Genomic DNA, 21,124 nt, shown 5'->3' with positions numbered 1-21,124 from the left:
GGCCGCTTTCCTTAACGGCGAGCTGCGCGGTGCGTCATCAGCACGTTCCTGCCGGCCACGCATCCAGAGAAAACATCATGTCGATCGACACCCAGAAAGTTATTGAAGACAACAAGCGCGGCGCCAACGACACCGGTTCGCCGGAAGTCCAGGTGGCCCTGCTGACCGCCCGCATCGAGCAGCTGACCGAGCACTTCAAGGTGCACAAGAAGGACCACCACAGCCGCCGCGGCCTGCTGCAGCTGGTCAACCGCCGCCGCAGCCTGCTCGACTACCTGAAGAAGAAGGACGTCGAGCGCTACAAGGGCCTGATCGAAAAGCTTGGCCTGCGTCGCTAAGCAGCAACCCCTCCGCGGCGCAGCGATGCGCCGCGGTTTTGTTTTTGCAGTTCAACCGTATTCCCGGTGCCGGAACAACCGGCCACCCGCCGGCGACAAGGGTCGCCGACGGTCCATTCGCAGACAGCATCCCCAAGGACACCCTCCGTGGCAAAAATCACCAAAACCTTCCAGTACGGCAAGCACACCGTCACGCTTGAGACCGGCGAAATCGCCCGCCAGGCCAGCGGCGCCGTCATCGTCAAGATGGACGACACCGTGCTGCTGGTCACTGCCGTCGCCGCCAAGAGCGCGCGCGAAGGCCAGGACTTCTTCCCGCTGACCGTTGATTACCAGGAGAAGTTCTACGCCGGTGGCCGCATCCCGGGTGGCTTCTTCAAGCGCGAAGGCCGCGCCACGGAGAAGGAGACGCTGATCTCGCGCCTGATCGACCGTCCGATCCGTCCGCTGTTCCCGGAAGACTACAAGAACGAAGTGCAGATCATCGCCACGGTGATGTCGCTGAACCCGGAAGTGGACGGCGACATCGCCGCCCTGATCGGCGCGTCGGCCGCCCTGTCGCTGGCCGGCACCCCGTTCAAGGGCCCGATCGGCGCCGCCAAGGTCGGCTACAAGAATGGCGAATACATCCTCAACCCGACCGTGTCGGAGCTGAAGGAATCGCAGCTGGAGCTGGTCGTGGCCGGCACCGCCAACGCCGTGCTGATGGTGGAATCCGAGGCCGCGCTGCTGTCCGAAGAAGTGATGCTGGGCGCCGTGACCTTCGGCCACCGCGAGATGCAGAAGGTCATCAACGCGATCAACGAGCTGACCGTCGAAGCCGGCACCAAGCCGAGCGACTGGGTCGCCCCGGCCAAGAACGAGGCGCTGATCTCGGCGCTGAAGGAAGCCATCGGCGGCCAGCTGGCCGCGGCCTTCCAGGTGCGTGACAAGCTGCAGCGCCGCGACGCCATCGCCGCGATCAAGAAGGACGTGACCGAGCAGCTGGCCGGCCGCGTCGCCGCCGAGGGCTGGAACCCGGCCGAGCTGGCCAAGGAGTTCGGCGAGCTGGAGTACCGCACCATGCGCGATTCGGTGCTGGACACCAAGGTCCGCATCGACGGCCGCGCCCTGGACACCGTGCGCCCGATCAGCGTGAAGGCCGGCGTGCTGCCGCGCACCCACGGTTCGGCGCTGTTCACCCGCGGCGAGACCCAGGCCATCGTGGTCACCACCCTGGGCACCGCCCGCGATGGCCAGATCATCGATGCCGTCTCCGGCGAGTACAAGGAAAACTTCCTGTTCCATTACAACTTCCCGCCGTACTCGGTGGGCGAGTGCGGCCGTTTCGGCGCGCCGAAGCGCCGCGAGATCGGCCACGGCCGCCTGGCCAAGCGCGGCGTGCTGGCGGTGATGCCGACCATCGAGGAATTCCCGTACACCATCCGCGTGGTGTCGGAGATCACCGAATCCAACGGCTCCTCGTCGATGGCCTCGGTGTGCGGTTCCTCGCTGGCGCTGATGGATGCCGGCGTGCCGGTCAAGGCGCCGGTGGCGGGCATCGCCATGGGCCTGGTGAAGGAAGACGACCGCTTCGTCGTGCTGAGCGACATCCTGGGTGACGAAGACCACCTGGGCGACATGGACTTCAAGGTCGCCGGTACCTCCGAAGGCGTGTCCGCGCTGCAGATGGACATCAAGATCGAAGGCATCACCGAAGAGATCATGAAGCAGGCGCTGGAGCAGGCCAAGGCCGGCCGCCTGCACATCCTGGGCGAGATGGCCAAGGCGCTGACCGCGCCGCGCGAGGAGCTGAGCGATTACGCGCCGCGCCTGCTGACCATCAAGATCCACCCGGACAAGATCCGCGAAGTGATCGGCAAGGGCGGTTCGGTGATCCAGGCGATCACCAAGGAAACCGGCACCCAGATCGACATCCAGGACGACGGCACCATCACCATCGCCTCGGTGAACAACGCCGCCGCGCAGGAAGCCAAGCGCCGCATCGAGCAGATCACCTCGGACGTCGAGCCGGGCCGCATCTACGAAGGCAAGGTCGCCAAGATCATGGACTTCGGTGCGTTCGTCACCATCCTGCCGGGCAAGGACGGCCTGGTGCACGTCTCGCAGATTTCCAGCGAGCGCGTGGAGAAGGTCGGCGACAAGCTGAAGGAAGGCGACGTGGTCAAGGTCAAGGTGCTGGAAGTGGACAAGCAGGGCCGCATCCGCCTGTCGATGAAGGCCGTTGAGGAAGGCGAGGGCACCCCGGCCGAGTAAGCCTGGGCACTTGGGTTTCATCCGGAAAAGCGGGCCTCTGGCCCGCTTTTCTTTTGGGGCATCCCGTGCAGCCCGTTCGGTGGGGTGCCGTCCCCGGGTGCGATGGCGCCGCCGGCACGCCGGAGAGCGCCTACGCAGCCGCACGGCTTTCCCTGCGTGGTGGAGGCGTGACCTGCCTGCAGCCGCCGCGCCCCCGCTCCGGCAGCATGGACACGAGCCAGCGGAGAGGGGCGGGTGATGCGGGGATGGGCCAGCCGATGCTTTGCCCTGGCACGGCGGGGAAGGAGCGCGGTGGTGGCCCGTCCGCTGCTGGGCAAGGCCGCCGCGGCCTGCTTTCTGGCTGGCATCGGCATCGTCCTGTGGGCGCCGGCCCTGCCGCCTTCCTGGCTGCGCTGGGCGCTGCTGCTGTCCGGGTTGGCGCTCTGGGGGGGCGGACGCGTGCCCGGCTGGGGCGCGTTGCTGGCAGGGGCCGGCTGGGCGGCGCTGCAGGCCGGCTGGGCGCTGCAGGCGCAGTTGCCGCCCACGCTGGAGCGCAGCCAGGCCGTCATCGCCGGAACCGTGGTGTCCCTGCCCGAAGTGGAGTCCAACCGGACGCGCTTCCGCTTCCGGGTCGATGGCGATGAAGCGCAGCCCCCGGCCGTACGTGGGCGCCTGCTGCAGCTGGCGTGGTATGACGATTTCGGCAGCACCGAGCCGGGACCGAGGACGGCGGTGCATGCCGGTTCGCGCTGGCGCTTCCAGGCGCGCCTGCGCGCGCCCCGCGGGCTCGCCAATCCCGGAGGCTTCGACGCCGAGCGCAATGCACTGGCGCAGCGGATCGTCGCCAGCGGACTGGTCGTGAATGGGGGCGCAAGGCAACTGGCGGCGCCGGCGGGAATCGACGCATGGCGCGAGCGCATCGCCGGGCGGATCGATACCGCCATCGGCGCATCCGCCTCGCGTTACGTGCGGGCCCTCGCCGTAGGCGACACCCGGGCGCTGGACGATGGCGACTGGCACATGCTGCGCGCCACCGGCCTGACCCACCTGATCGCGATTTCCGGCTTCCACGTCGGCATGGTTGCCGGATTCGTCGCCCTGGCCGCGTCCGGCGCGTGGTGGCTGCTGCCCTGGCTGGGGCGGTGCTGCCCGCGCTCGCATGCCGCGGCCATCGCCGCCGTGGCCGGGGCCACGGGCTACGCGGCGGTGGCGGGCTTCGCCCTGCCGACGGTGCGCACGGTGCTGATGGTGGCCGTGGTGGCGCTGGCCAGGCTGGGGCGCCGCCCCGGCAGCGTGGCCGGCTCGCTGGCGCTGGCGGCCCTGGTGGTGCTGGGATGGGATCCGCTGGCCATGCTGACCGCCGGGTTCTGGTTGAGTTTCGCCGGAGTGGCCTGGCTGGTCTGGTGCCTGCCCGAGCGCACGCACTGGCTGCGTGGTTTTCTTTCCGCCCAGTCAGTGGCGACCGTGGGGCTGCTGCCGTTCACCGCTGTCCTGTTCGACCAGGCTTCGCTTGCCGGGCCGCTGGCGAATCTGCTGGCCATTCCCTGGTGGAGCCTGGTGGTGGTGCCGCTGGCGCTGCTCGGAACAGGGCTGGAGGCGCTGCTGCCCGGTGCCGGCAACGGGCCGTGGCGCGCGTCGGCATGGTGCTTCGAACTGAGCTGGTCCGCCCTGTCGTGGCTGGGCAGCAGCCGTTTCGCGCTGTGGTGGCTGCCCGAAGCGCGAAGCATGGCTCTGCCGCTGGCCCTGGCCGGCGCGGTATGGCTGCTGCTGCCGCGCGTTGTCCCCGGCAAGGGGCTGGCCATGCTGCTGTGGTTGCCGCTGCTGTGGCCGGCACGCGAGCTTCCACGGTACGGCGAGGTGGAAGTGGTGCTGCTCGACGTGGGGCAGGGGCTGTCGGTCCTGGTGCGCACCCGTGACCACCGCCTGCTCTACGACGCGGGGCCGGCGGTGCGCGATGGTTTCGATGCCGGCGAGCGCGTCGTGGTGCCGGCCCTGCGTGCCCTGGGCGTGCATCGGCTTGATGCCGTGGTCATCGGCCATGGCGACAACGACCATGCCGGCGGTGCCGCTGCCATCCGCAGGGCCATGCCGGTCGCGGCCTGGCACGCGCCGCCGGGCATGCAGCCGGCGCTGGCGGCCCGCGGATGCGGGTCGGGCCTGCGCTGGCAGTGGGACGGCGTGCAGTTCGAGTACCTGCATCCACATGCGGGCTTTCCCTACCTGCGCAACGAGTCCAGCTGCGTGCTGCGGATCCGGTCCGACCATGGCGCGGTGCTGCTGACCGGCGATATCGGCGAGGTCATCGAGAGCGGGCTGGCGCGACGGCAGCGGCCGTCGCTGCGGGCCGACGTGGTGCTGGCCCCGCACCATGGCAGCGCCGGTTCGTCGTTGCCCGGGTTCGTGTCGGCCACGCAGGCGCGGCTGGTGCTGGTGTCGGCCGGGCATGGCAACCGGTTCGGCCATCCCCGGCCGGAGGTGGTGGCGCGCTGGCGCAGGGCGGGCGCCGAGGTGCTGGCGACACCCGCCAGCGGCGCAGTCAGGGTGTGGCTGGGGGAGCAGGGCCTGCAGCTGCGCGAACGCCGGCAATGGCGTCGCCGCCTCTGGGATGCTGCAGGGCGGGCGCGGGCGGCTGTTATCCTATCGGAGGACGAAAACACGGCCATCGCGCCGGAGGGTTGAAACGTGTGGGAACTGGTCAAGGCCGGCGGTTGGCCGATGGTGCCGCTGCTGCTGTTGGGCGTGCTGGCTTTGGCGATCGTCCTGGAGCGCTTCTGGAGCCTGCGGCGCAATGAAGTGCTGCCGCCCGGCCTGGGGCAGGAAGTCCGCAACTGGGCCGCGCGCGGCAAGCTGGACGCCTCCCACATCGAGTCGCTGCGCGCCAACTCGCCGCTGGGCGCGCTGCTGGCCGCTGCGCTGGAAGCCCGCAACCGCCCGCGCGACCAGATCCGCGAGCGCATCGAGGACACCGGCCGCCATCTGGTGCATCGCATGGGGCGTTACCTCAATGCGCTGGGCACCATCGCTTCGGCGGGTCCGCTGCTCGGCCTGCTGGGTACCGTGATCGGCATGATCCAGATGTTCCTGGGCATCCTCGACCATGGCGTGGGCGACGTGAACCAGCTGGCTGGCGGCATCGGCAAGGCGCTGGTGTGCACCGCCACCGGCATGATCGTGGCCATCCCCGCGCTGATGTTCCACCGCTATTTCCGTGCGCGCGTGGATGGCTACGTGATCGAGATGGAACACGAGGCCGGCGCGCTGCTGGACACGCTCGATGGCCGCCCGGCGGTGATGGCCGCCGCCAGGCCGGCCGCGCCGGCAGCGGCAGTGGCCAAGGCCTGACCCCGCATGCGCATCCGCAACGACCGGGCCCAGGAAGAACCGCATATCGATCTGGTACCGCTGATCGATGTGATCCTGGTGCTGATCATCTTCTTCGTGGTCACCACCACCTTCGACGCGCGTTCCACCCTGCAGGTGCAGCTGCCGACCGCCAGCGACCAGCGCAATGCCGAACCGCCGCGCCCGCTCAGTGTGCTGGTCAACGCCGATGGCCGTTATTTCATCAACGACCAGGAAGTGCTGCGCACCGACGTGGAATCGGTGAAGCGCACCATCGTCCAGGTCGCGGGCGACGACCGCGAACAGACCGTGCTGCTGCGCGCCGACGCGCGCACGCCATACCAGGCCGTGGTGACGGTGCAGGATGCGCTGGGGCAGCTGGGTTTCCGCCGCATCGCGATCGCCACCGCGCCGGAGGTGCAGCGATGAGCCTGAAGGAGACGCCCTGGCAGACCTACCGGCGCCTGCTGGGTTTCGCCCATCCCTATCGCGGGCTGCTGCTGATGGCCGCGCTGGGCATGCTGATAGAAGCAGTGGCCGGCGGCGGTTTCCTGTGGCTGATGAAGCCGATCACCAACAACCTGGTGAATCCGGAAGACATCAACCCCTGGATGCCGATGGCCATCGTCGCGCTGTTCCTGCTGCGCGGCATCGCCGGCTACCTGACCGACATCGGCATGGGCAGGGCCGCGCGCAGCATCGCCCGCGACCTGCGCGTGCATGTGCTGGGCAAATACCTGCGCCTGCCGGGGCTGCAGTTCGACAACGAACCGGTGCCGTCGATGCTGGTGCGGCTGGGTTCGGACAGCGACCAGGTGGCGCAGGCCGCGGTCGATGCGATGAAGGTGGTGCTGCAGCAGTCGCTGCAGGCGCTGGCTTCGCTGGTGATGATGCTGTGGTACAGCTGGCAGGTGACCCTGGCGATCTTCGTGCTGGCGCCGCCGCTGGCGTGGGTGATGGACAAGGTCGCCAAGCGTTACCGCAGCATCAGCCACCGCATCCAGGAAAGCGGCGCGGAGCTGCTGCAGGCCGCGGACCAGACCCTGTCCAGCCACCAGGAGGTCAAGATCTACGGCGCGCAGCGCAGCGAACTGGAGCGCTATGGCGCGCTGGCCGATACCAACCTGAAGCTGTCGATGAAGGTCGAGGCCACGCGCAGCATCTCCTCGGCCATGGTGCAGCTGATCGGCGCGGTGGGCCTGGCGGCCCTGCTGCTGATCGCAGGCCATGAAGCGGCCGCCGGGCGCCTGACCGTGGGCGATTTCGTGGCGATGATGCTGGCGATGATGGCGATCATCCCCGCACTCAAGCAGCTGACCAACGTGCAGAACATGACCCAGCGCGGCATCGCTTCGGCGCAGCGCCTGTTCGTGGTGCTCGATGCCGAGGACGAGCCGGACACCGGCACCCGCGGGCTGCAGCGCGCCGAAGGGCTGCTGGAGTTCCGCGATGTCACTGCGCGCTACCCCGGACAGACCCGGCCGGCGATGGAAGGCGTCAGCTTCGTCGCGCGCCCGGGCACGGTGACGGCCATCGTCGGCCGGTCCGGCAGCGGCAAGTCCACCCTGATCAAACTGATCCCGCGTTTCTACGAGCCCGAATCCGGGCAGATCCTGCTCGACGGCCATCCCGTGCAGGAATACCGCCTGGCCGACCTGCGCCGGCAGATCGCGCTGGTCGGGCAGCAGGTGGTGCTGTTCGACGGCAGCATCGCGCAGAACATCGCCTATGGCGAACTGCAGGGCAGCAGCGCCGAACAGCTGGAACAGGCCATCGTCGGCGCCAATGCGCGCGAATTCGTCGATCAGCTGCCGCAGGGCGTGGATGCGCAGGTCGGCGCCAAGGGCGGACGCCTGTCCGGCGGCCAGCGCCAGCGCCTGGCGATCGCGCGCGCCATGCTCAAGGACGCGCCGATCCTGATCCTGGACGAGGCCACCGCGGCGCTGGACAACGAATCCGAACGCCTGGTGCAGGACGCCCTGCAGCGGCTGATGCCCGACCGCACCACGCTGGTGATCGCGCACCGCCTGTCCACCATCGAACACGCCGACCAGGTGCTGGTGATGGACCAGGGCCGGATCGTCGAGCGCGGCACGCACCAGGAACTGCTGGCGCTGGGCGGCCTGTACGAACACCTCTACCGCATGCAGTTCCGGGAAAGGCAGGGCTGATGGCCGGCAAGGGAACGCAGACGCCGGCATGGTGGTATGACGGCGCCCCGGTGCCGTGGACGGCCCGCCTGCTGGCGCCGCTGTATGGCGCCGTCGCCGGCCTGCGCCGCGGGCTGTACCGCCGCGGCTGGCTGCGGCGCCGGCAGGTGCCGGTGCCGGTGATCGTGGTCGGCAACATCACCGCCGGCGGCACCGGCAAGACGCCATTGACCATCGAACTGGTGGAGCGCCTGCGCGAGGCCGGCTGGAAGCCGGGCGTGGCCAGCCGCGGCTATGGCCGCGACGATGCCGGCACCGCCCGCTGGATCACGCCGGACCTGGCGCCGGGGCTGGGCGGCGACGAGCCGGTGCTGATCGCCTGGAAGACCGGCGTGCCGGTACGCGTGGACCAGGACCGCGTCGCCGCCGCCCGGGCCCTGCTCGCGGCCGGCTGCGACGTGGTGGTCTGCGACGACGGGCTGCAGCATTACCGGCTGGCGCGCGACATCGAGATCGAAGTGGTCGACGCGCAGCGGCGCTACGGCAACGGCCTGCTGATGCCGGCCGGCCCGCTGCGCGAACCGGTGGAACGGGCGCGCGACTGCGATTTCCGCGTGGTCAACCTGGGGCAGGCCAGCGATGGCGAGCAGGCGCCGCCGGCGTCGGGATTCGGCGAATGGACGATGCGGCTGCGCATCGACCGCGCCCGCCCGTTGCGCGGTGGCCGCGAGCGTTCGCTGCAGGGCTTCGCCGGGCAGCGCGTGCATGCCGTGGCCGGCATCGCGCATCCGCAGCGCTTCTTCCAGATGCTGCGCGCGCGCGGCATCGGCGTGGTGCCGCATGCGTTCGCCGATCACCACCGCTACCAGCCGGCGGACCTGTCCTTCGGCAGCGAGCTGCCGGTGCTGATGACCGAAAAGGACGCGGTGAAGTGCAAGGCATTCGCCACCGACTGGCACTACGCGGTGCCGTTGCAGGCCGAGTTGCCGGCGGCGTTCTGGGTGGCGCTGCTGGACCGGCTGGGCAAGCTGGCGCGGGCGTGAGCCCGCGTTGGCGGCGCGGCGTGCGGGCTGCGGCACGGGCTGCCGGAACCCTGCCCGACGGCCTGCTCCGGCGGGCAAATGCGAACCCGGTCGAAGCCTTGCCACGCGCCGGTACGCCGCGTTGGCTGCAACCCTTATCCTCATCCGCGACTTCCTCTCCCGCGGCGGTACGCGTGCCCCGCGCGGGGAGGAGCCATCAAGTTCTGCCCGGAGCGGGCAAGGAGTGCAGATGATCGTGGTTCCTGAATTCGTGGTGGCGATCCCGGCGCGGTATGCGTCCACCCGCCTGCCGGGCAAGCCGCTGGCCCTGCTCGCCGGGCAGCCGATGGTCGTGCACGTGGCGCGGCGCGCGCTGGCTGCCGGCGCCCGCCAGGTATGGGTGGCCACCGACGACAGGCGCATCGCCGATGCGCTCGACGGCCTGGACGGCATCCGCGTGGCGATGACGCGCGCGGACCACGCCTCGGGCACGGACCGGCTGGCCGAATGCGCGCGCCATGCCGGCTGGGATGAACAGGAAATCGTGGTCAACCTGCAGGGCGACGAGCCGTTCGCGCCGGCGGCGGGCATCCGCGCGGTCGCGGCGACCCTGGCCGCCAGCGGCGCGCCGATGGCGACCCTGGCCACGCCGGTGGAGGATGCCGCCACGCTGTTCGACCCCAACGTGGTGAAGCTGGTGCGCAACGCGCAGGGCGACGCGCTGTACTTCAGCCGCGCGCCGATTCCCTGGCACCGCGACGCCTTCGCCCGTTCGACGGCGCAGCTGCCGCAGGCGCAATGGCTGCGCCATATCGGCATCTATGGCTACCGCGCCGGCTTCCTGCAGCAGTTCGCGGCGATGCCGCCGGGCACGCTGGAGCAGATCGAATCGCTGGAACAGCTGCGCGTGCTGGAGGCGGGCTTCCGCATCGCCGCCGCGCTGTCGCCCGAGCCGTTCCCGCCGGGCATCGACACCCCCGAAGACCTCGCGCGTGCGGCCGCATTGCTGGAGAACGTCCGTTGAGGCTGCTGGTGGTGTGCCTGGGCAACATCTGCCGCTCGCCAATGGGCGAGGGCGCCCTGCGTGCCCGCATCGAACGCTCGCCGCTGGCCGGCCGCGTGGAAGTGGATTCGGCCGGCACCGCCGGCTGGCACCATGGCAAGGCGCCGGACCCGCGCGCCGTGGCCTGCGCGCGCCGCCACGGCGTGGATATTTCCGGCCTGCGCGCGCGCCAGCTGCAGCCTGCCGACTTCCTGCGCTTCGACCACATCCTGTGCGCGGACCCGGGCAATCTGGACGACGCCCTGGCGCTGGCGCCCCCGGAGGCGCGCGCGAAGGCCACCCTGTTGCTGCCCTGGGCGGGCATCGCCAGCGCCAGCGTGGTGCCGGACCCGTATTACGGCGACGACGCGGATTTCGAACACAGCTGGACGCTGCTGGAGGCGGCCGCCGAAGCGGCGGTGAGGCGCCTGTCGGCGCGGTCCGACTCCGGCATAATCGGCCCATGAACGCTCAGCCCGCGATGGATCTTCCCAAGTCCGGCATCTGGCTCAACGCGGCGCCGTCCACGTTGCAGGACCATGCCGGCCGCCCGCTGGTGCTGGCCTTCGTCAATGCCGCCTCGGTCTGGTGCGTGCAGCGGCTGTCCGAGGTGCTGCAGTGGCAGGCGCGCAATCCCGGGCGCCTGCAGCTGCTGGTCGTGCAGGTGCCGCGCTTCGATTTCGAACGCGAGCCGCAGCCGGCCCTGAAGCTGCTGCGCCGCCATGGCGTCACCGCCCCGATCCTGCTGGACGCGCAATGGGAAGCCTGGCGCCGGTTCGGCGTCGAGGCCTGGCCGACCCTGCTGCTGATCGACGCCCGGGGCCAGGAGCGCGAGCGCCTGGTGGGCGCCGCAGGCGACCTGGAGCGCAGCCTCAACGCCTTGTGCGAAGGCCTGGCGCGGCCGCTGGACGAGGACCTGCGCGCGGTCGTGGAAATCAATGTGGAACCGCGCCTGCCGCTGCGTTTCCCTGCGGGGCTGGCGGCCAGCGCCGACCGGCTCTATGTCGCCGATACCGGTCACCACCGCATCCTGGAGTGCACCCATGGCGGCCGCGTGCTGCGCCAGTTCGGCGTGGGCAGCGCGGACCTGGTCAACGGCCCGGCGGCCGATGCGGCCTTCAACCGGCCGCATGGCCTGGCGCTGGAGCGCGAGATGCTCTACGTCGCCGATACCGGCAACCACGCCGTGCGCCGCATTCACCTGCCGAGCGGGCAGGTGGACACCCTGTGCGGCACCGGGCGCGCCGGCGATCCGGTGGCCGGCGTGCTGTCCCAGCCCTGGGACAGCCCGCTGAACCACCCGCTGGACCTCGCCGTCGCCGACAACCAGCTGCACATCGCCATGGCCGGCGACAACCACATCTGGAGCTACGACCTGGGCATCCGCGCGCTGCGCTGGCGCGCCGGCGCCGGCGCGGTGGAAGTGCGCGACGGCGGCGGCCACCTGGCCGCGTTCGCCCAGCCCTGCGGCGTGGTGGCGGTGCAGCAGGTGCTGTATGTCTGCGATGCGCTGGGTTCGGCGATCCGTTCGGTGCAGCTGCGCGGCGACGTGGTGCAGACGCTGGTCGGGCAGGGGCCCTGGGAGTTCGGCAATACCGACGGGCCGCGCGTGCGTGCGCACCTGCAGTATCCGCAGGCGATCGCGATGGGCAGCGAATCGCCGCTGCTGTGGATCGCCGATGCCGGCAACGGCTGCCTGCGCATGCTGCGCCTGGGCGGTGGCGACCTGACCACGGTCAACCTGCCGCGGCGCCTGCATGGCCCGGCCGCCCTGGCGGTGGCCGCCGGCGCGGTGTGGATCGCCGAGACCGACGCGCACGCGATCCTGCGTTTCGATCCGGTCAGCGGCGAACTGGGCCACGTGCCGATCGAGGGATGAGCGGCAAGGCGACAAGCGGGTTCGACGGCAAGGCGTATGCGGCGGCGCTGAGCACGGCGCCGGGTGTCTACCGCATGTACGCGGCCGACGACACGCTGCTGTACGTCGGCAAGGCCGGTGCGCTGCGCAAGCGCGTGGGCAGTTATTTCAACGGCTCGCCGAAGAGCCGGCGCATCATGATGATGCTCGCACAGGTGGCGCGGATGGACGTGACCGTCACCCGCACCGAAGCCGAGGCGCTGCTGCTGGAGAACCAGCTGATCAAGTCGCTGGCGCCGCGCTACAACGTGTCCCTGCGCGACGACAAGACCTATCCGCAGGTGCTGCTCACCCGCGAGCAATGGCCGCGCATCGCGCTGCATCGCGGCCCACGCTCGGTGCCGGGGCGCTACTACGGCCCGTACCCGGGCGTGGGCGCGGTGCGCGAGACGCTGAACCTGATGCACAAGCTGTTCAAGCTGCGCAGCTGCGAGGACAGCGTGTTCCGCAACCGCTCGCGCCCGTGCCTGCAGTACCAGATCGGCCGTTGCAGCGCGCCCTGCGTGGAGCTGGTGGCGCAGGCCGAGTACGACGAATCGGTGCGGCGCGCGGCGTTGTTCCTCGAGGGCAGGAGCGACCAGCTCGCCGACGAACTGATGCAGGCCATGCAGCAGGCCAGCGACGCGCTGGAGTTCGAGCGCGCCGCGCGCCTGCGCGACCTGGTGGCGTCGCTGCGCAGCATGCAGAACCGGCAGTACGTGGACGGCCGCGCCGCCGACCTCGACGTGCTGGCCTGCGCCATGCAGGGGGCCAGCGCCTGCGTGCTGCTGCTGGCCTTCCGCGATGGCCGCAACCTCGGCACGCGCGCCTTCTTCCCGCGTACCAACGGCGAGGACAGCGCCGAGGAAGTGCTGGCCGCGTTCGTGTCGCAGTACTACGTCGAGCACGCGCCGCCGCCGGAAGTGCTGCTGGACCGCGAGATTCCCGACGCGGAAATGATCGAGGCGGCCCTGACCACGGCGGCCGAGCGGAAGGTCGCGCTGAAATGGAACGTGCGCGGCGAGCGTGCCGGATACGTGGAGCTCGCCAGCCGCAACGCGCAGATCACCTTGGTCAGCGAACTGGACAGCCGTGGCGCGCAGCATGCGCGCAGCGAAGCGGTACGCGAACTGCTGGGCCTGGCCGAACCGGTCCGGCGCGTGGAATGTTTCGACATCAGCCACACCATGGGCGAGGCGACCGTGGCCTCGTGCGTGGTGTTCGACGCCGCCGGCCCGGTGCGCTCGCAGTACCGCCGTTACAACATCAGCGGCATCGAACCCGGCGACGATTACGCGGCCATGCGCCAGGCCATCGACCGCAGGTTCCGCCGCGCGGTGGAAGAGGGGGGCGTGCTGCCGGACGTGCTGCTGATCGATGGCGGCGCCGGCCAGCTCGCGCAGGCGCAGGCCGCGCTGGCCGACCTGGGCGTCGAAGGCGTGCTGCTGGTCGGCGTCGCCAAGGGCGTGGAGCGTCGCGCCGGCCATGAGGCGCTGGTGCTGCCGGACGGCCGCGAGATCCGTCCCGGCGCGGCATCGCCGGCGCTGCAGTTCATCCAGCAGGTGCGCGACGAGGCGCACCGTTTCGCGATCACCGGCCACCGCGGGCGCCGGCAGAAAGCGCGCATGACCAGCAAGCTGGAGGACATTCCCGGCATCGGCCCGCGCCGCCGTGCCAGCCTGCTCAAGCATTTCGGCGGACTGGCGGGGTTGAAGGCCGCCGGCGAAGCCGAGATCGCGCGCGTGGAAGGCATCAATGCCGCCCTTGCAACGCGCATCTACGCTAACCTTCATGGACTGTCGATCCCGGATCCGGCAGCGGAGTAGAGCTGTAATGACCTTGACCGTACCCACCTGGCTGACGCTGCTGCGGATCGTGATGATCCCGGTGCTGGTGCTGGTGTTCTACCTGCCGTACACGTGGACGAACTTCGCCGCCGCCGCGGTGTTCGGCCTGGCGGCGATCACCGACTGGCTCGATGGCTGGGTCGCTCGCCGCTACGAGATGCACTCTGCGTTCGGCGCCTTCCTCGACCCGGTGGCGGACAAGCTGATGGTCGCGGTGGCGTTGTTCCTGATCGTGCAGGGGCACCCCACCGCCTGGATGGCATTCTGGGCCGCGGTGATCGTCGGCCGCGAGATCGCGGTATCGGCGCTGCGCGAATGGATGGCCGAGATCGGCCAGCGCGCCAAGGTGCGCGTGGCGATGATCGGCAAGATCAAGACCACCGCGCAGATGATCGCGCTGCTGTGCCTGCTGTACTCCGTGTCGCCCAATACGCCGGTCGCCAGCATCTGGATGGGCGGGCCGATATTCCATATAGGCGACTGGATGCTGGCGATCGCCGCCATGCTGACGCTGGTGTCCGCGGTGCAGTACCTGCGCGCGGCCTGGCCGAGCCTGCGCGAGGACGAAATCGCCGCGCGTTCGCAGTCGAAAAAAAGATGAAACGAGGCTGTTGACAGGCAGGCGATTGCATGTAGAATTTCGCCTCCCAAGCGGGAATAGCTCAGTTGGTAGAGCGCAACCTTGCCAAGGTTGAGGTCGCGAGTTCGAGTCTCGTTTCCCGCTCCAGATCGATGAAGCCACCGGGTTTGCAACGGAGCTGCATCGAGGGAATCACCTCAGGATGTCGGACGGCCCGGTGGCTGCAGACGGTATCCACCGGGTGGCCGGAAGCCTCCGGAAAGCGTGAAGAAAGTTGTTAAAAAGGCTGGCGCAACCTCTACGAAGTCTGTAGAATGCACGGCTCCCCAAGCGGGAATAGCTCAGTTGGTAGAGCGCAACCTTGCCAAGGTTGAGGTCGCGAGTTCGAGTCTCGTTTCCCGCTCCAGATAAGGAAAAGGCCCCGCGAGCGGGGTTTTTTCATATCGGGAGGATGTTTTTCCTCCTGTACAATCGAAAAGATTCTGGCCTGGTAGCAGAGTGGTTATGCAGCGGATTGCAAATCCGCGTACGCCGGTTCGATTCCGACCCAGGCCTCCATTTGAAAGCCCTGATTGATTCAGGGCTTTTTCTTTTTCCGGATTTTGAAGCCGATTATCTGATGCTCCGCTGATGGTGCCGTGCCTCCGGCAGGAGGGCGGGCAGGCGTGGCGCATCCCATGTCCGCTCGGCGAAAGAGAAATCCGTGCCGGTGAAGCGTGGCGTGATCCAGCTGCCGGTTGAGCGAACGCCAAGCGGTTCATTGCAGCCCGGTGCCAGCTGTTGGCGACGTGGTCCTGCAGTGCGAAGTGAGCGCGGGCGATGGCGGTGCGCCCGTGCCCGGTAAAGCCCGCGCATTTCATGCATGCGTGCCTGTACGGCGGACCACTGCAGTCAGTCTCGTGATCCGGGTTTTGACGGCTGCCCACAACCTGCGAACGGCGCCAAAGAGATTCTCCATGTCACGGCAACCGGCCGTGGCAAACAGGAGAGCGTCATGACCAACCAGCGCGAGCAGAACCAGAACCCGCAGCAGAATTTCGGGCAGCAGAACCAGGACAACCAGAACCAGAAGCAGCAACCCGGCCAGCAGGAGCAGGGCCAGCAGCGCAAGGCGCCGGGCCAGGGCAACGACGAGGAAGAGTAAGCCGCTTCGTCTGCGGACTTGCCGGCAGAAGCCCAGCCATCGTCGTGATGGCTGGGCTTTTCATTGGGTGTTCGACGAACCCGGGCTAGACGAGGATCGCCTCCCGGATCGCGCCCAGGCGTTCGGCCATGCGCGCGAGTTCATTGACGACCTGGTGGCTGGCGGCACCGTGCCGCGCGATGGCCGCCTGCTGCAGCTCCTGGTACACCTGCCAGAACGCCGGGCCGGAACCATAGGCGACGTAGGCGGCGTGGAGCTCCATCCACTCTTCGTTCGTCAGGTACTGCGCGCTGTATCCCATGTCGCTCTCCATGCTTTACGCCCTGTACGCACGAAGATAGCCAGCGATTCATTGCCTGTTCGTTCAGAGGATGTCGACAGGAAATCAAAGTGTGATGGGTTTGACCGGCAGCGCGGAAAACCCGTGGCGGACGAGGGACTGCAGCATCAGCGCCGCGGCCCATCGCCATGCGCAGCACCTGCAACAACCTCTTCACCGGGCGATGCCCAGGATCGTGCTGCCAACCATGCATCCCACTCGCGACCTGGCTGGCTACCTGGAGGAGTGGGGTGCATGGCTGGACCTGATGGGGGGCTTTGCGTCGTAGTACGAGCTCGTCCGCCGGCATCCGTGCTGCGGGCAGTGGTCCCATGCATCGCCTGCACCGCCCGGACCGTTGGCCGGGCGTGTGCCGCGTGCATGTGCGCCGTCGATCATCGGCAGCGCATCCGTCGATGCGCGCCACGCGCTGGAACGACGGACTTCCGTGACGGAGGCCCAGGCGATGGCGGCGCAGGCAGCCATCGCTCCCATGGCGTCAGCCGGCGGCGCTCAGCGGCGCGGAGGCATTGCGCAGGTCCGGCCAGCGCCGGAAGATCGCATCGCGGATGCCGGCGGCGTCGATGCCGGCTTCGGCCAGCAGGTCTTCGCGGCTGGCGTGGTGCTGGAAGCTGTCCGGCAAGCCCAGGTGCAGCACCGGCATGACGATGGCTTCGGCGTTGAGCAGTTCGGACACGCCCGAGCCGGCGCCGCCGGCAACCACGTTGTCCTCGACGGTGACGAAGCCGTCGTGGGTGCGGGCGAGGTCGAGCAGCAGGGCGCGGTCCAGCGGCTTGATGAAACGCATGTTGACCACGCTCAGGCCCAGCTCGCGGCCGACCTGTTCGGCGGCGGTCACGGTCGCGCCGAACGCGAGGATGGCCAGGCGGTGGCCCTGCACGCGCAGCTGCGCCCTGCCGACCGGCAGGGTGGACAGGTCGACGCCGGGCGCGACGCCCGGGCCGGTGCCGCGCGGGTAACGCACCGCCGCCGGGCCCTTGTACTGCAGGCCGGTGCTGAGCATCTGCCGGCATTCGGCTTCGTCGGCCGGCGCCATCACCACCATGTTCGGCACGCAGCGCAGGAAGCTCAGGTCGAGGTTGCCGGCATGGGTGGCGCCGTCCGGGCCAACCACGCCGGCGCGGTCGATGGCGAACAGCACGTCCAGGTCCTGGATGGCGACGTCATGCACCAGCTGGTCGTAGGCGCGCTGCAGGAAGGTGGAATAGATCGCCACCACCGGCTTGGCGCCCTGCGTGGCCATGCCCGCGGCCAGCGTCACCGCGTGCTGCTCGGCGATGGCCACGTCGAAATAGCGCTGCGGGTATTCCCGGCTGAAACGCACCAGGCCCGAACCTTCGCGCATCGCCGGGGTGATGCCCATCAGCTGCGGCTCGGCGGCGGCGGCATCGCACAGCCAGTCGCCGAACACGTCGGTGTAGGTCGGCTTCTTCGGCGCGCTCTTGGCCGGCAGGCCCTTGCTCGGGTCGAACGGGCCGACCGCGTGGTAGCCGATCTGGTCGCCCTCGGCCGGTTCGTAGCCCTTGCCCTTGGTGGTCATGATGTGCAGCAGGTGCGGCCCCTTCTTGCCCTTGAGGGTCTTGAGGGTGGACAGCAGCAGCGGCAGGTCGTGGCCGTCGATCGGGCCGGTGTAGTGGAAGCCCATCTGCTCGAACGCGGTGGACGGCACGAACATGCCCTTCCACTGTTCTTCCCAGCGCTTGACGAAGCGCGCCGGCGGGCTGTGGCGCTTGTCGCCGAGGATCTTCTTGCCGCCCTCGCGCAGCGCGTTGAGGGTACGGCTGGCGGTGGCGCGGCCGAGCATCTTGGTCAGCCCGCCCACCGCCTCGGAGATGGACATGTTGTTGTCGTTGAGGATGACCAGCACGTTCGGCTCCTCGTCCATGCCGCCGGCATGCGCCAGCGCCTCGAACGCCATGCCGGCGGTCATCGCGCCGTCGCCGATCACCGCCACCATGCGGCGTTCGTCGCCCTGGCGCTGGCGGGCGATGGCCATGCCCAGCGCGGCCGAGATCGAGGTGGAGGAATGGCCGACGCCGAAGGTGTCGTATTCGCTTTCCTCGCGCTTGGGGAACGGCGCCACGCCGTCCTTCTGCTTGACCGTGTGGATGGTGTCGCGGCGGCCGGTGAGGATCTTGTGCGGGTAGGTCTGGTGGCCCACGTCCCACACCAGCTGGTCGACCGGGGTGTCGTAGAGGTAGTGCAGGGCGACGGTGAGTTCGATCACGCCCAGCCCGGCGGCGAAATGGCCACCGCTCCGGCCCACGGATTCGATCAGGTAATCGCGCAGCTCGCCGGCGACCGCGGGCAGTTCGGTTTCGTCGAACGCGCGCAGGTCGTGCGGGGTCTGGATGCGCGACAGGCGCGGATAGCGGACGGAGTCGATCATTTTCTTCGCATTTCAGCCGAAGCGGTATTTTCGCCCCCATTCCGGGGTGGGGCAAGCAAACCGCCGGCGGCGTGAGCGGCCGATGACGGGAGCGCAGGCCGCGGTTCAGGGAGCGGCGGGGCGTGGCGGCTGTCGTAGGAGCGACTTCAGTCGCGACAGGGGGCCTTGCCGGGAAGTCCCCATCGCGACTGAAGTCGCTCCTACGGGGCTCTGGGGGATTGCCCGGGATCAGGCGCTGCGCCGCAACGCCTTCTTCGGCAGCTGCGCCTGCAGGAAGGCCATCTGGTCGGCGAGGATGTTGCGGTTGGACAGGATCAGGTGCTCGATCCAGCTGGGCCGGTAAGGCACCGCCAGCAGCGGCATGTTGGCCTGCTGCGGGGTGCGGTTGCTCTTGCGCGAGTTGCACTGGAAGCAGGCGCTGACCACGTTTTCCCAGATGTCGCGGCCGCCCTTGGACAGCGGCATCACGTGGTCGCGGGTGAGGTGCGGGCGGCTGAACTGCTGGCCGCAGTACAGGCACAGCTGCGCGTCGCGGGCGAACAGCGCGGTGTTGGTGAGGTTGGGCGTGGGGTCGATGGCGCGCGAGCGGGCGTGGCCGCGCGAGGCGATGATCGGGTGCAGGTCCAGGCCGCTGCGCAGCCCGCTGGCGCGGTTGATGGCGCCGTGCACGTGCAGGCAGGGGTCGCCCAGGGTCCAGGCCACCGCGCCGCGCGCGTAGAGGCAGGACGCTTCCTGCCAGTTGATCCAGTCGAGCACGCGGCCATGCGCGTCCAGCGACAGCAGTCGCACGGAACCGAGGCGGTGCAGGGAGGGCGGGAGCGAAAACTCCGGGTCCGGAGCGGATGCGGCGACTCCGGTATCGATCAGACCACGCGGTGTAGTGTCTGTCTCCATCGGGAAAACAGCTTATACACGAAGCGTGACAGTTTGTGTAAACCCGGCCGCCATCGACGATGGCGGCCGGGCCGGGTTCACTCGCCGAAGCGCGCGGCGTCCAGGGCCATCAGCGGTCCGGCGCCGCTTTCCATGCTGGCGGCGTGGGCCAGGGTGCGCGGCAGGATGCGTGCGTAGTAGAAACGCGCGGTTTCCAGCTTGGCCTGCTTGAAGTCGTCGGTATGGGACGAGGACTGCGCCGCGGCCACGGCGCGCGCCCACCAGTAGGCCAGGGCGACATAGCCGCTGTAGAACAGGTAGTCCCAGCTGGCCGCGCCGAGTTCTTCCGGGTTGGCGGCGGCGCGCTGCAGCACGTTCATGGTCAGCTTGCCCCATTCCTGCGCCTTGGCGCCCAGGGCGGGCAGGAATTCGGCCACGGCGGGGTTGCCGGCATTGGCGGCGATGAACGCCTCGATCTCGGCCAGGAACAGCCTCAGGCCCGCGCCCTGCGACACGGCGGTCTTGCGGCCGATCAGGTCCAGCGCCTGGATGCCGGTGGTGCCTTCGTACAGGGTGGTGATGCGGGCATCGCGCGCCAGCTGCTCCATGCCGTGCTCGGCGATGTAGCCGTGGCCGCCGAAGCACTGCTGCGCGTTGTAGGTGTTCTCGATGCTCCACTCGGTCAGGCAGGCCTTGACGATGGGCGTGAGGAAGCCGACCAGGGTCTCGGCGTCGGCGCGCGCCTGCGCGTCGCCGGCGCTCTGCGCGGCGTCCAGCTGGGTGTAGGCATGGGCGGCGAGCAGGCGGCCGCCCTCGGTCAGCGCCTTGATCGACAGCAGCATGCGGCGCACGTCGGGCTGGGCGATGATCGGGTCGGCCGGCTTGTCCGCCAGCTGCGCGCCCTTGGGCGCGCGCGACTGCAGGCGTTCGCGGGCGTAGGCCAGCGCACCCTGCCAGGCGCGCTCGGACTGCGCCAGGCCCTGGATGCCGACGCCCAGGCGCGCGGAGTTCATCATCACGAACATCGCCTGCAGGCCCTTGTGCGGCTGGCCGACGAGGTAGCCCTGGGCGCCGTCGAAGTTCATCACGCAGGTGGACGAGCCGTGGATGCCCATCTTGTGTTCCAGCGCGCCGCAGCGCAGGGCATTGCGTTCGCCCATCGAGCCGTCGCGGCCGACCTTGTACTTGGGCGTGACGAACAGCGAGATGCCCTTCGGCCCCGGCGGCGCGTCGGGCAGCTTGGCCAGTACCAGGTGCACGATGTTCTCGCTCAGGTCGTGCTCGCCGGCGGTGATGAAGATCTTGGTGCCGGTGATGGCGTAGCTGCCGTCGGCATTGGGCTCGGCGCGGGTCTTGAGCAGGCCCAGGTCCGTGCCGGCGTGCGGTTCGGTCAGGCACATGGTGCCGGTCCAGTTGCCGGCCACCAGCGGCTTGAGGAAGGCCTCCTTCTGCCAGTCCTCGCCGTAGTGCCTGAGCGCCTCGACCGCGCCGTGCGACAGCATCGGGAACAGGCTCCAGGCCAGGTTGGCCGCGGACACCATCTCGCTCAGCGCCATGCCCAGCGTTTCCGGCATGCCCTGGCCGCCGAACTCCGGCGCGGCGGTCAGGCCGGTCCAGCCGCCTTCGACGAACTGCGCATAGGCTTGCCTGAAGCCGGGGGCGGTGGTGACCTCGCCGGTGGCCTTGTCCAGCGTGCAGCCGTTCTCGTCGCCCACGGCGTTCAGCGGCGCCAGCACGCTGGCGCTGAAGCGGCCGGCTTCCTCGAGCACGGCGTCGATGACGTCGGCGCTGGCGTCGCCATGGCCCATCGCGGCGAACAGGGACTCGGCCTTGAGCACGTCGTGCAGGGCGAAACGGAGGTCGGTAACGGGGGCCTTGTAGTTGCTCATCGGTGCGATCTCGGATGAAACGGAAAGGGGAAGCGG

General features: G+C 69.3%; 16 protein-coding genes, 3 tRNA genes and 1 pseudogene. 16 read left to right on the top strand and 4 right to left on the bottom strand.

Annotated features, from left to right (window positions below):
- Window positions 1–77: 77 nt before the first annotated feature.
- From rpsO to AC06FP_RS06440, 16 genes and pseudogenes are all read left to right on the top strand, one after another.
- A complete protein-coding gene (gene rpsO, locus AC06FP_RS06515; RefSeq protein ID WP_104938577.1) occupies window positions 78–338 on the top strand; it encodes a 30S ribosomal protein S15 in 261 nt (86 codons plus the stop codon).
- Between the two features lie 147 nt (window positions 339–485).
- On the top strand, window positions 486–2,594 hold the full coding sequence (gene pnp, locus AC06FP_RS06510) for a polyribonucleotide nucleotidyltransferase (protein WP_478074952.1): 2,109 nt from the start codon (window positions 486–488) through the stop codon (window positions 2,592–2,594).
- Window positions 2,595–2,831: 237 nt separating this feature from the next.
- Window positions 2,832–5,365, top strand: a pseudogene (locus AC06FP_RS06505) (DNA internalization-related competence protein ComEC/Rec2).
- Window positions 5,256–5,915 carry a MotA/TolQ/ExbB proton channel family protein gene (locus tag AC06FP_RS06500; RefSeq protein WP_456119046.1) on the top strand — a complete coding sequence of 220 codons (660 nt, stop codon included), beginning with the start codon at window positions 5,256–5,258 and terminating at the stop codon, window positions 5,913–5,915. The pseudogene AC06FP_RS06505 and the gene AC06FP_RS06500 overlap by 110 nt, the downstream one beginning before the upstream one ends.
- 6 nt (window positions 5,916–5,921) lie before the next feature.
- Window positions 5,922–6,344 (top strand): ExbD/TolR family protein, encoded by a 423-nt coding sequence (locus AC06FP_RS06495; RefSeq protein ID WP_456119048.1) that lies wholly within the window; start codon window positions 5,922–5,924, stop codon window positions 6,342–6,344.
- The gene (gene msbA / locus AC06FP_RS06490; protein WP_478074951.1) at window positions 6,341–8,086 is read left to right on the top strand and encodes a lipid A export permease/ATP-binding protein MsbA; all 1,746 of its coding nucleotides are present in this window, start codon (window positions 6,341–6,343) and stop codon (window positions 8,084–8,086) included. The genes AC06FP_RS06495 and msbA overlap by 4 nt, the downstream gene beginning before the upstream one ends.
- Complete coding sequence (gene lpxK, locus AC06FP_RS06485; protein ID WP_478074950.1) at window positions 8,086–9,108, top strand: tetraacyldisaccharide 4'-kinase; 1,023 nt, start codon at window positions 8,086–8,088, stop codon at window positions 9,106–9,108. The genes msbA and lpxK overlap by 1 nt, the downstream gene beginning before the upstream one ends.
- Before the next feature lie 229 nt (window positions 9,109–9,337).
- The gene (gene kdsB, locus AC06FP_RS06480) at window positions 9,338–10,111 is read left to right on the top strand and encodes a 3-deoxy-manno-octulosonate cytidylyltransferase (RefSeq protein ID WP_478074949.1); all 774 of its coding nucleotides are present in this window, start codon (window positions 9,338–9,340) and stop codon (window positions 10,109–10,111) included.
- On the top strand, window positions 10,108–10,596 hold the full coding sequence (locus AC06FP_RS06475; protein ID WP_456119056.1) for a low molecular weight protein-tyrosine-phosphatase: 489 nt from the start codon (window positions 10,108–10,110) through the stop codon (window positions 10,594–10,596). Before kdsB ends, AC06FP_RS06475 begins: the two co-directional genes overlap by 4 nt.
- Window positions 10,593–12,008 (top strand): hypothetical protein, encoded by a 1,416-nt coding sequence (locus tag AC06FP_RS06470; RefSeq protein WP_478074948.1) that lies wholly within the window; start codon window positions 10,593–10,595, stop codon window positions 12,006–12,008. The genes AC06FP_RS06475 and AC06FP_RS06470 overlap by 4 nt, the downstream gene beginning before the upstream one ends.
- Window positions 12,005–13,852 carry an excinuclease ABC subunit UvrC gene (gene uvrC, locus AC06FP_RS06465; RefSeq protein WP_478074947.1) on the top strand — a complete coding sequence of 616 codons (1,848 nt, stop codon included), beginning with the start codon at window positions 12,005–12,007 and terminating at the stop codon, window positions 13,850–13,852. The genes AC06FP_RS06470 and uvrC overlap by 4 nt, the downstream gene beginning before the upstream one ends.
- A gap of 7 nt (window positions 13,853–13,859) precedes the next feature.
- A complete protein-coding gene (gene pgsA, locus AC06FP_RS06460; protein ID WP_456119062.1) occupies window positions 13,860–14,474 on the top strand; it encodes a CDP-diacylglycerol--glycerol-3-phosphate 3-phosphatidyltransferase in 615 nt (204 codons plus the stop codon).
- 50 nt (window positions 14,475–14,524) lie between these two features.
- Window positions 14,525–14,600: transfer RNA gene (locus AC06FP_RS06455), tRNA-Gly, on the top strand.
- Between the two features lie 183 nt (window positions 14,601–14,783).
- Window positions 14,784–14,859, top strand: a tRNA-Gly gene (locus AC06FP_RS06450).
- Between the two features lie 78 nt (window positions 14,860–14,937).
- A tRNA-Cys gene (locus tag AC06FP_RS06445) sits at window positions 14,938–15,011 on the top strand.
- Between the two features lie 436 nt (window positions 15,012–15,447).
- Complete coding sequence (locus AC06FP_RS06440; RefSeq protein ID WP_456119064.1) at window positions 15,448–15,597, top strand: hypothetical protein; 150 nt, start codon at window positions 15,448–15,450, stop codon at window positions 15,595–15,597.
- Between the two features lie 85 nt (window positions 15,598–15,682).
- Here the strand turns inward: AC06FP_RS06440 and AC06FP_RS06435 are convergent, their stop codons facing one another.
- The 4 genes from AC06FP_RS06435 to AC06FP_RS06420 form a co-directional block, all read right to left on the bottom strand.
- Entirely contained in the window at window positions 15,683–15,898 is a 216-nt protein-coding gene (locus tag AC06FP_RS06435) for a hypothetical protein (protein WP_456119066.1), read from the bottom strand.
- A gap of 517 nt (window positions 15,899–16,415) precedes the next feature.
- Window positions 16,416–18,326 (bottom strand): 1-deoxy-D-xylulose-5-phosphate synthase, encoded by a 1,911-nt coding sequence (dxs, locus tag AC06FP_RS06430; protein ID WP_456119068.1) that lies wholly within the window; start codon window positions 18,324–18,326, stop codon window positions 16,416–16,418.
- Between the two features lie 228 nt (window positions 18,327–18,554).
- Window positions 18,555–19,220 carry an HNH endonuclease gene (locus AC06FP_RS06425; RefSeq protein WP_456119070.1) on the bottom strand — a complete coding sequence of 222 codons (666 nt, stop codon included), beginning with the start codon at window positions 19,218–19,220 and terminating at the stop codon, window positions 18,555–18,557.
- A 77-nt stretch (window positions 19,221–19,297) separates the two neighbouring features.
- Window positions 19,298–21,088: an acyl-CoA dehydrogenase C-terminal domain-containing protein gene (locus tag AC06FP_RS06420; protein WP_478074946.1), complete on the bottom strand. Its 1,791-nt coding sequence runs from the start codon at window positions 21,086–21,088 to the stop codon at window positions 19,298–19,300.
- Window positions 21,089–21,124 lie beyond the last annotated feature (36 nt).

The organism is Stenotrophomonas sp. Steno-Z2 (assembly GCF_056393235.1).
Note: the sequence above shows the minus strand (reverse complement) of the source record. Positions and strands in the feature narration are given on the sequence as shown.

Coding starts and splice junctions, on each gene's coding strand:
- AC06FP_RS06435 (WP_456119066.1), bottom strand. CDS start 15,898: ATGGGATACAGCGCGCAGTACCTGACGAACGAAGAGTGGATGGAGCTC.
- AC06FP_RS06440 (WP_456119064.1), top strand. CDS start 15,448: ATGACCAACCAGCGCGAGCAGAACCAGAACCCGCAGCAGAATTTCGGG.
- pgsA (WP_456119062.1), top strand. CDS start 13,860: ATGACCTTGACCGTACCCACCTGGCTGACGCTGCTGCGGATCGTGATG.
- AC06FP_RS06420 (WP_478074946.1), bottom strand. CDS start 21,088: ATGAGCAACTACAAGGCCCCCGTTACCGACCTCCGTTTCGCCCTGCAC.
- AC06FP_RS06425 (WP_456119070.1), bottom strand. CDS start 19,220: ATGGAGACAGACACTACACCGCGTGGTCTGATCGATACCGGAGTCGCC.
- dxs (WP_456119068.1), bottom strand. CDS start 18,326: ATGATCGACTCCGTCCGCTATCCGCGCCTGTCGCGCATCCAGACCCCG.
- AC06FP_RS06495 (WP_456119048.1), top strand. CDS start 5,922: ATGCGCATCCGCAACGACCGGGCCCAGGAAGAACCGCATATCGATCTG.
- msbA (WP_478074951.1), top strand. CDS start 6,341: ATGAGCCTGAAGGAGACGCCCTGGCAGACCTACCGGCGCCTGCTGGGT.
- lpxK (WP_478074950.1), top strand. CDS start 8,086: ATGGCCGGCAAGGGAACGCAGACGCCGGCATGGTGGTATGACGGCGCC.
- kdsB (WP_478074949.1), top strand. CDS start 9,338: ATGATCGTGGTTCCTGAATTCGTGGTGGCGATCCCGGCGCGGTATGCG.
- rpsO (WP_104938577.1), top strand. CDS start 78: ATGTCGATCGACACCCAGAAAGTTATTGAAGACAACAAGCGCGGCGCC.
- AC06FP_RS06470 (WP_478074948.1), top strand. CDS start 10,593: ATGAACGCTCAGCCCGCGATGGATCTTCCCAAGTCCGGCATCTGGCTC.
- uvrC (WP_478074947.1), top strand. CDS start 12,005: ATGAGCGGCAAGGCGACAAGCGGGTTCGACGGCAAGGCGTATGCGGCG.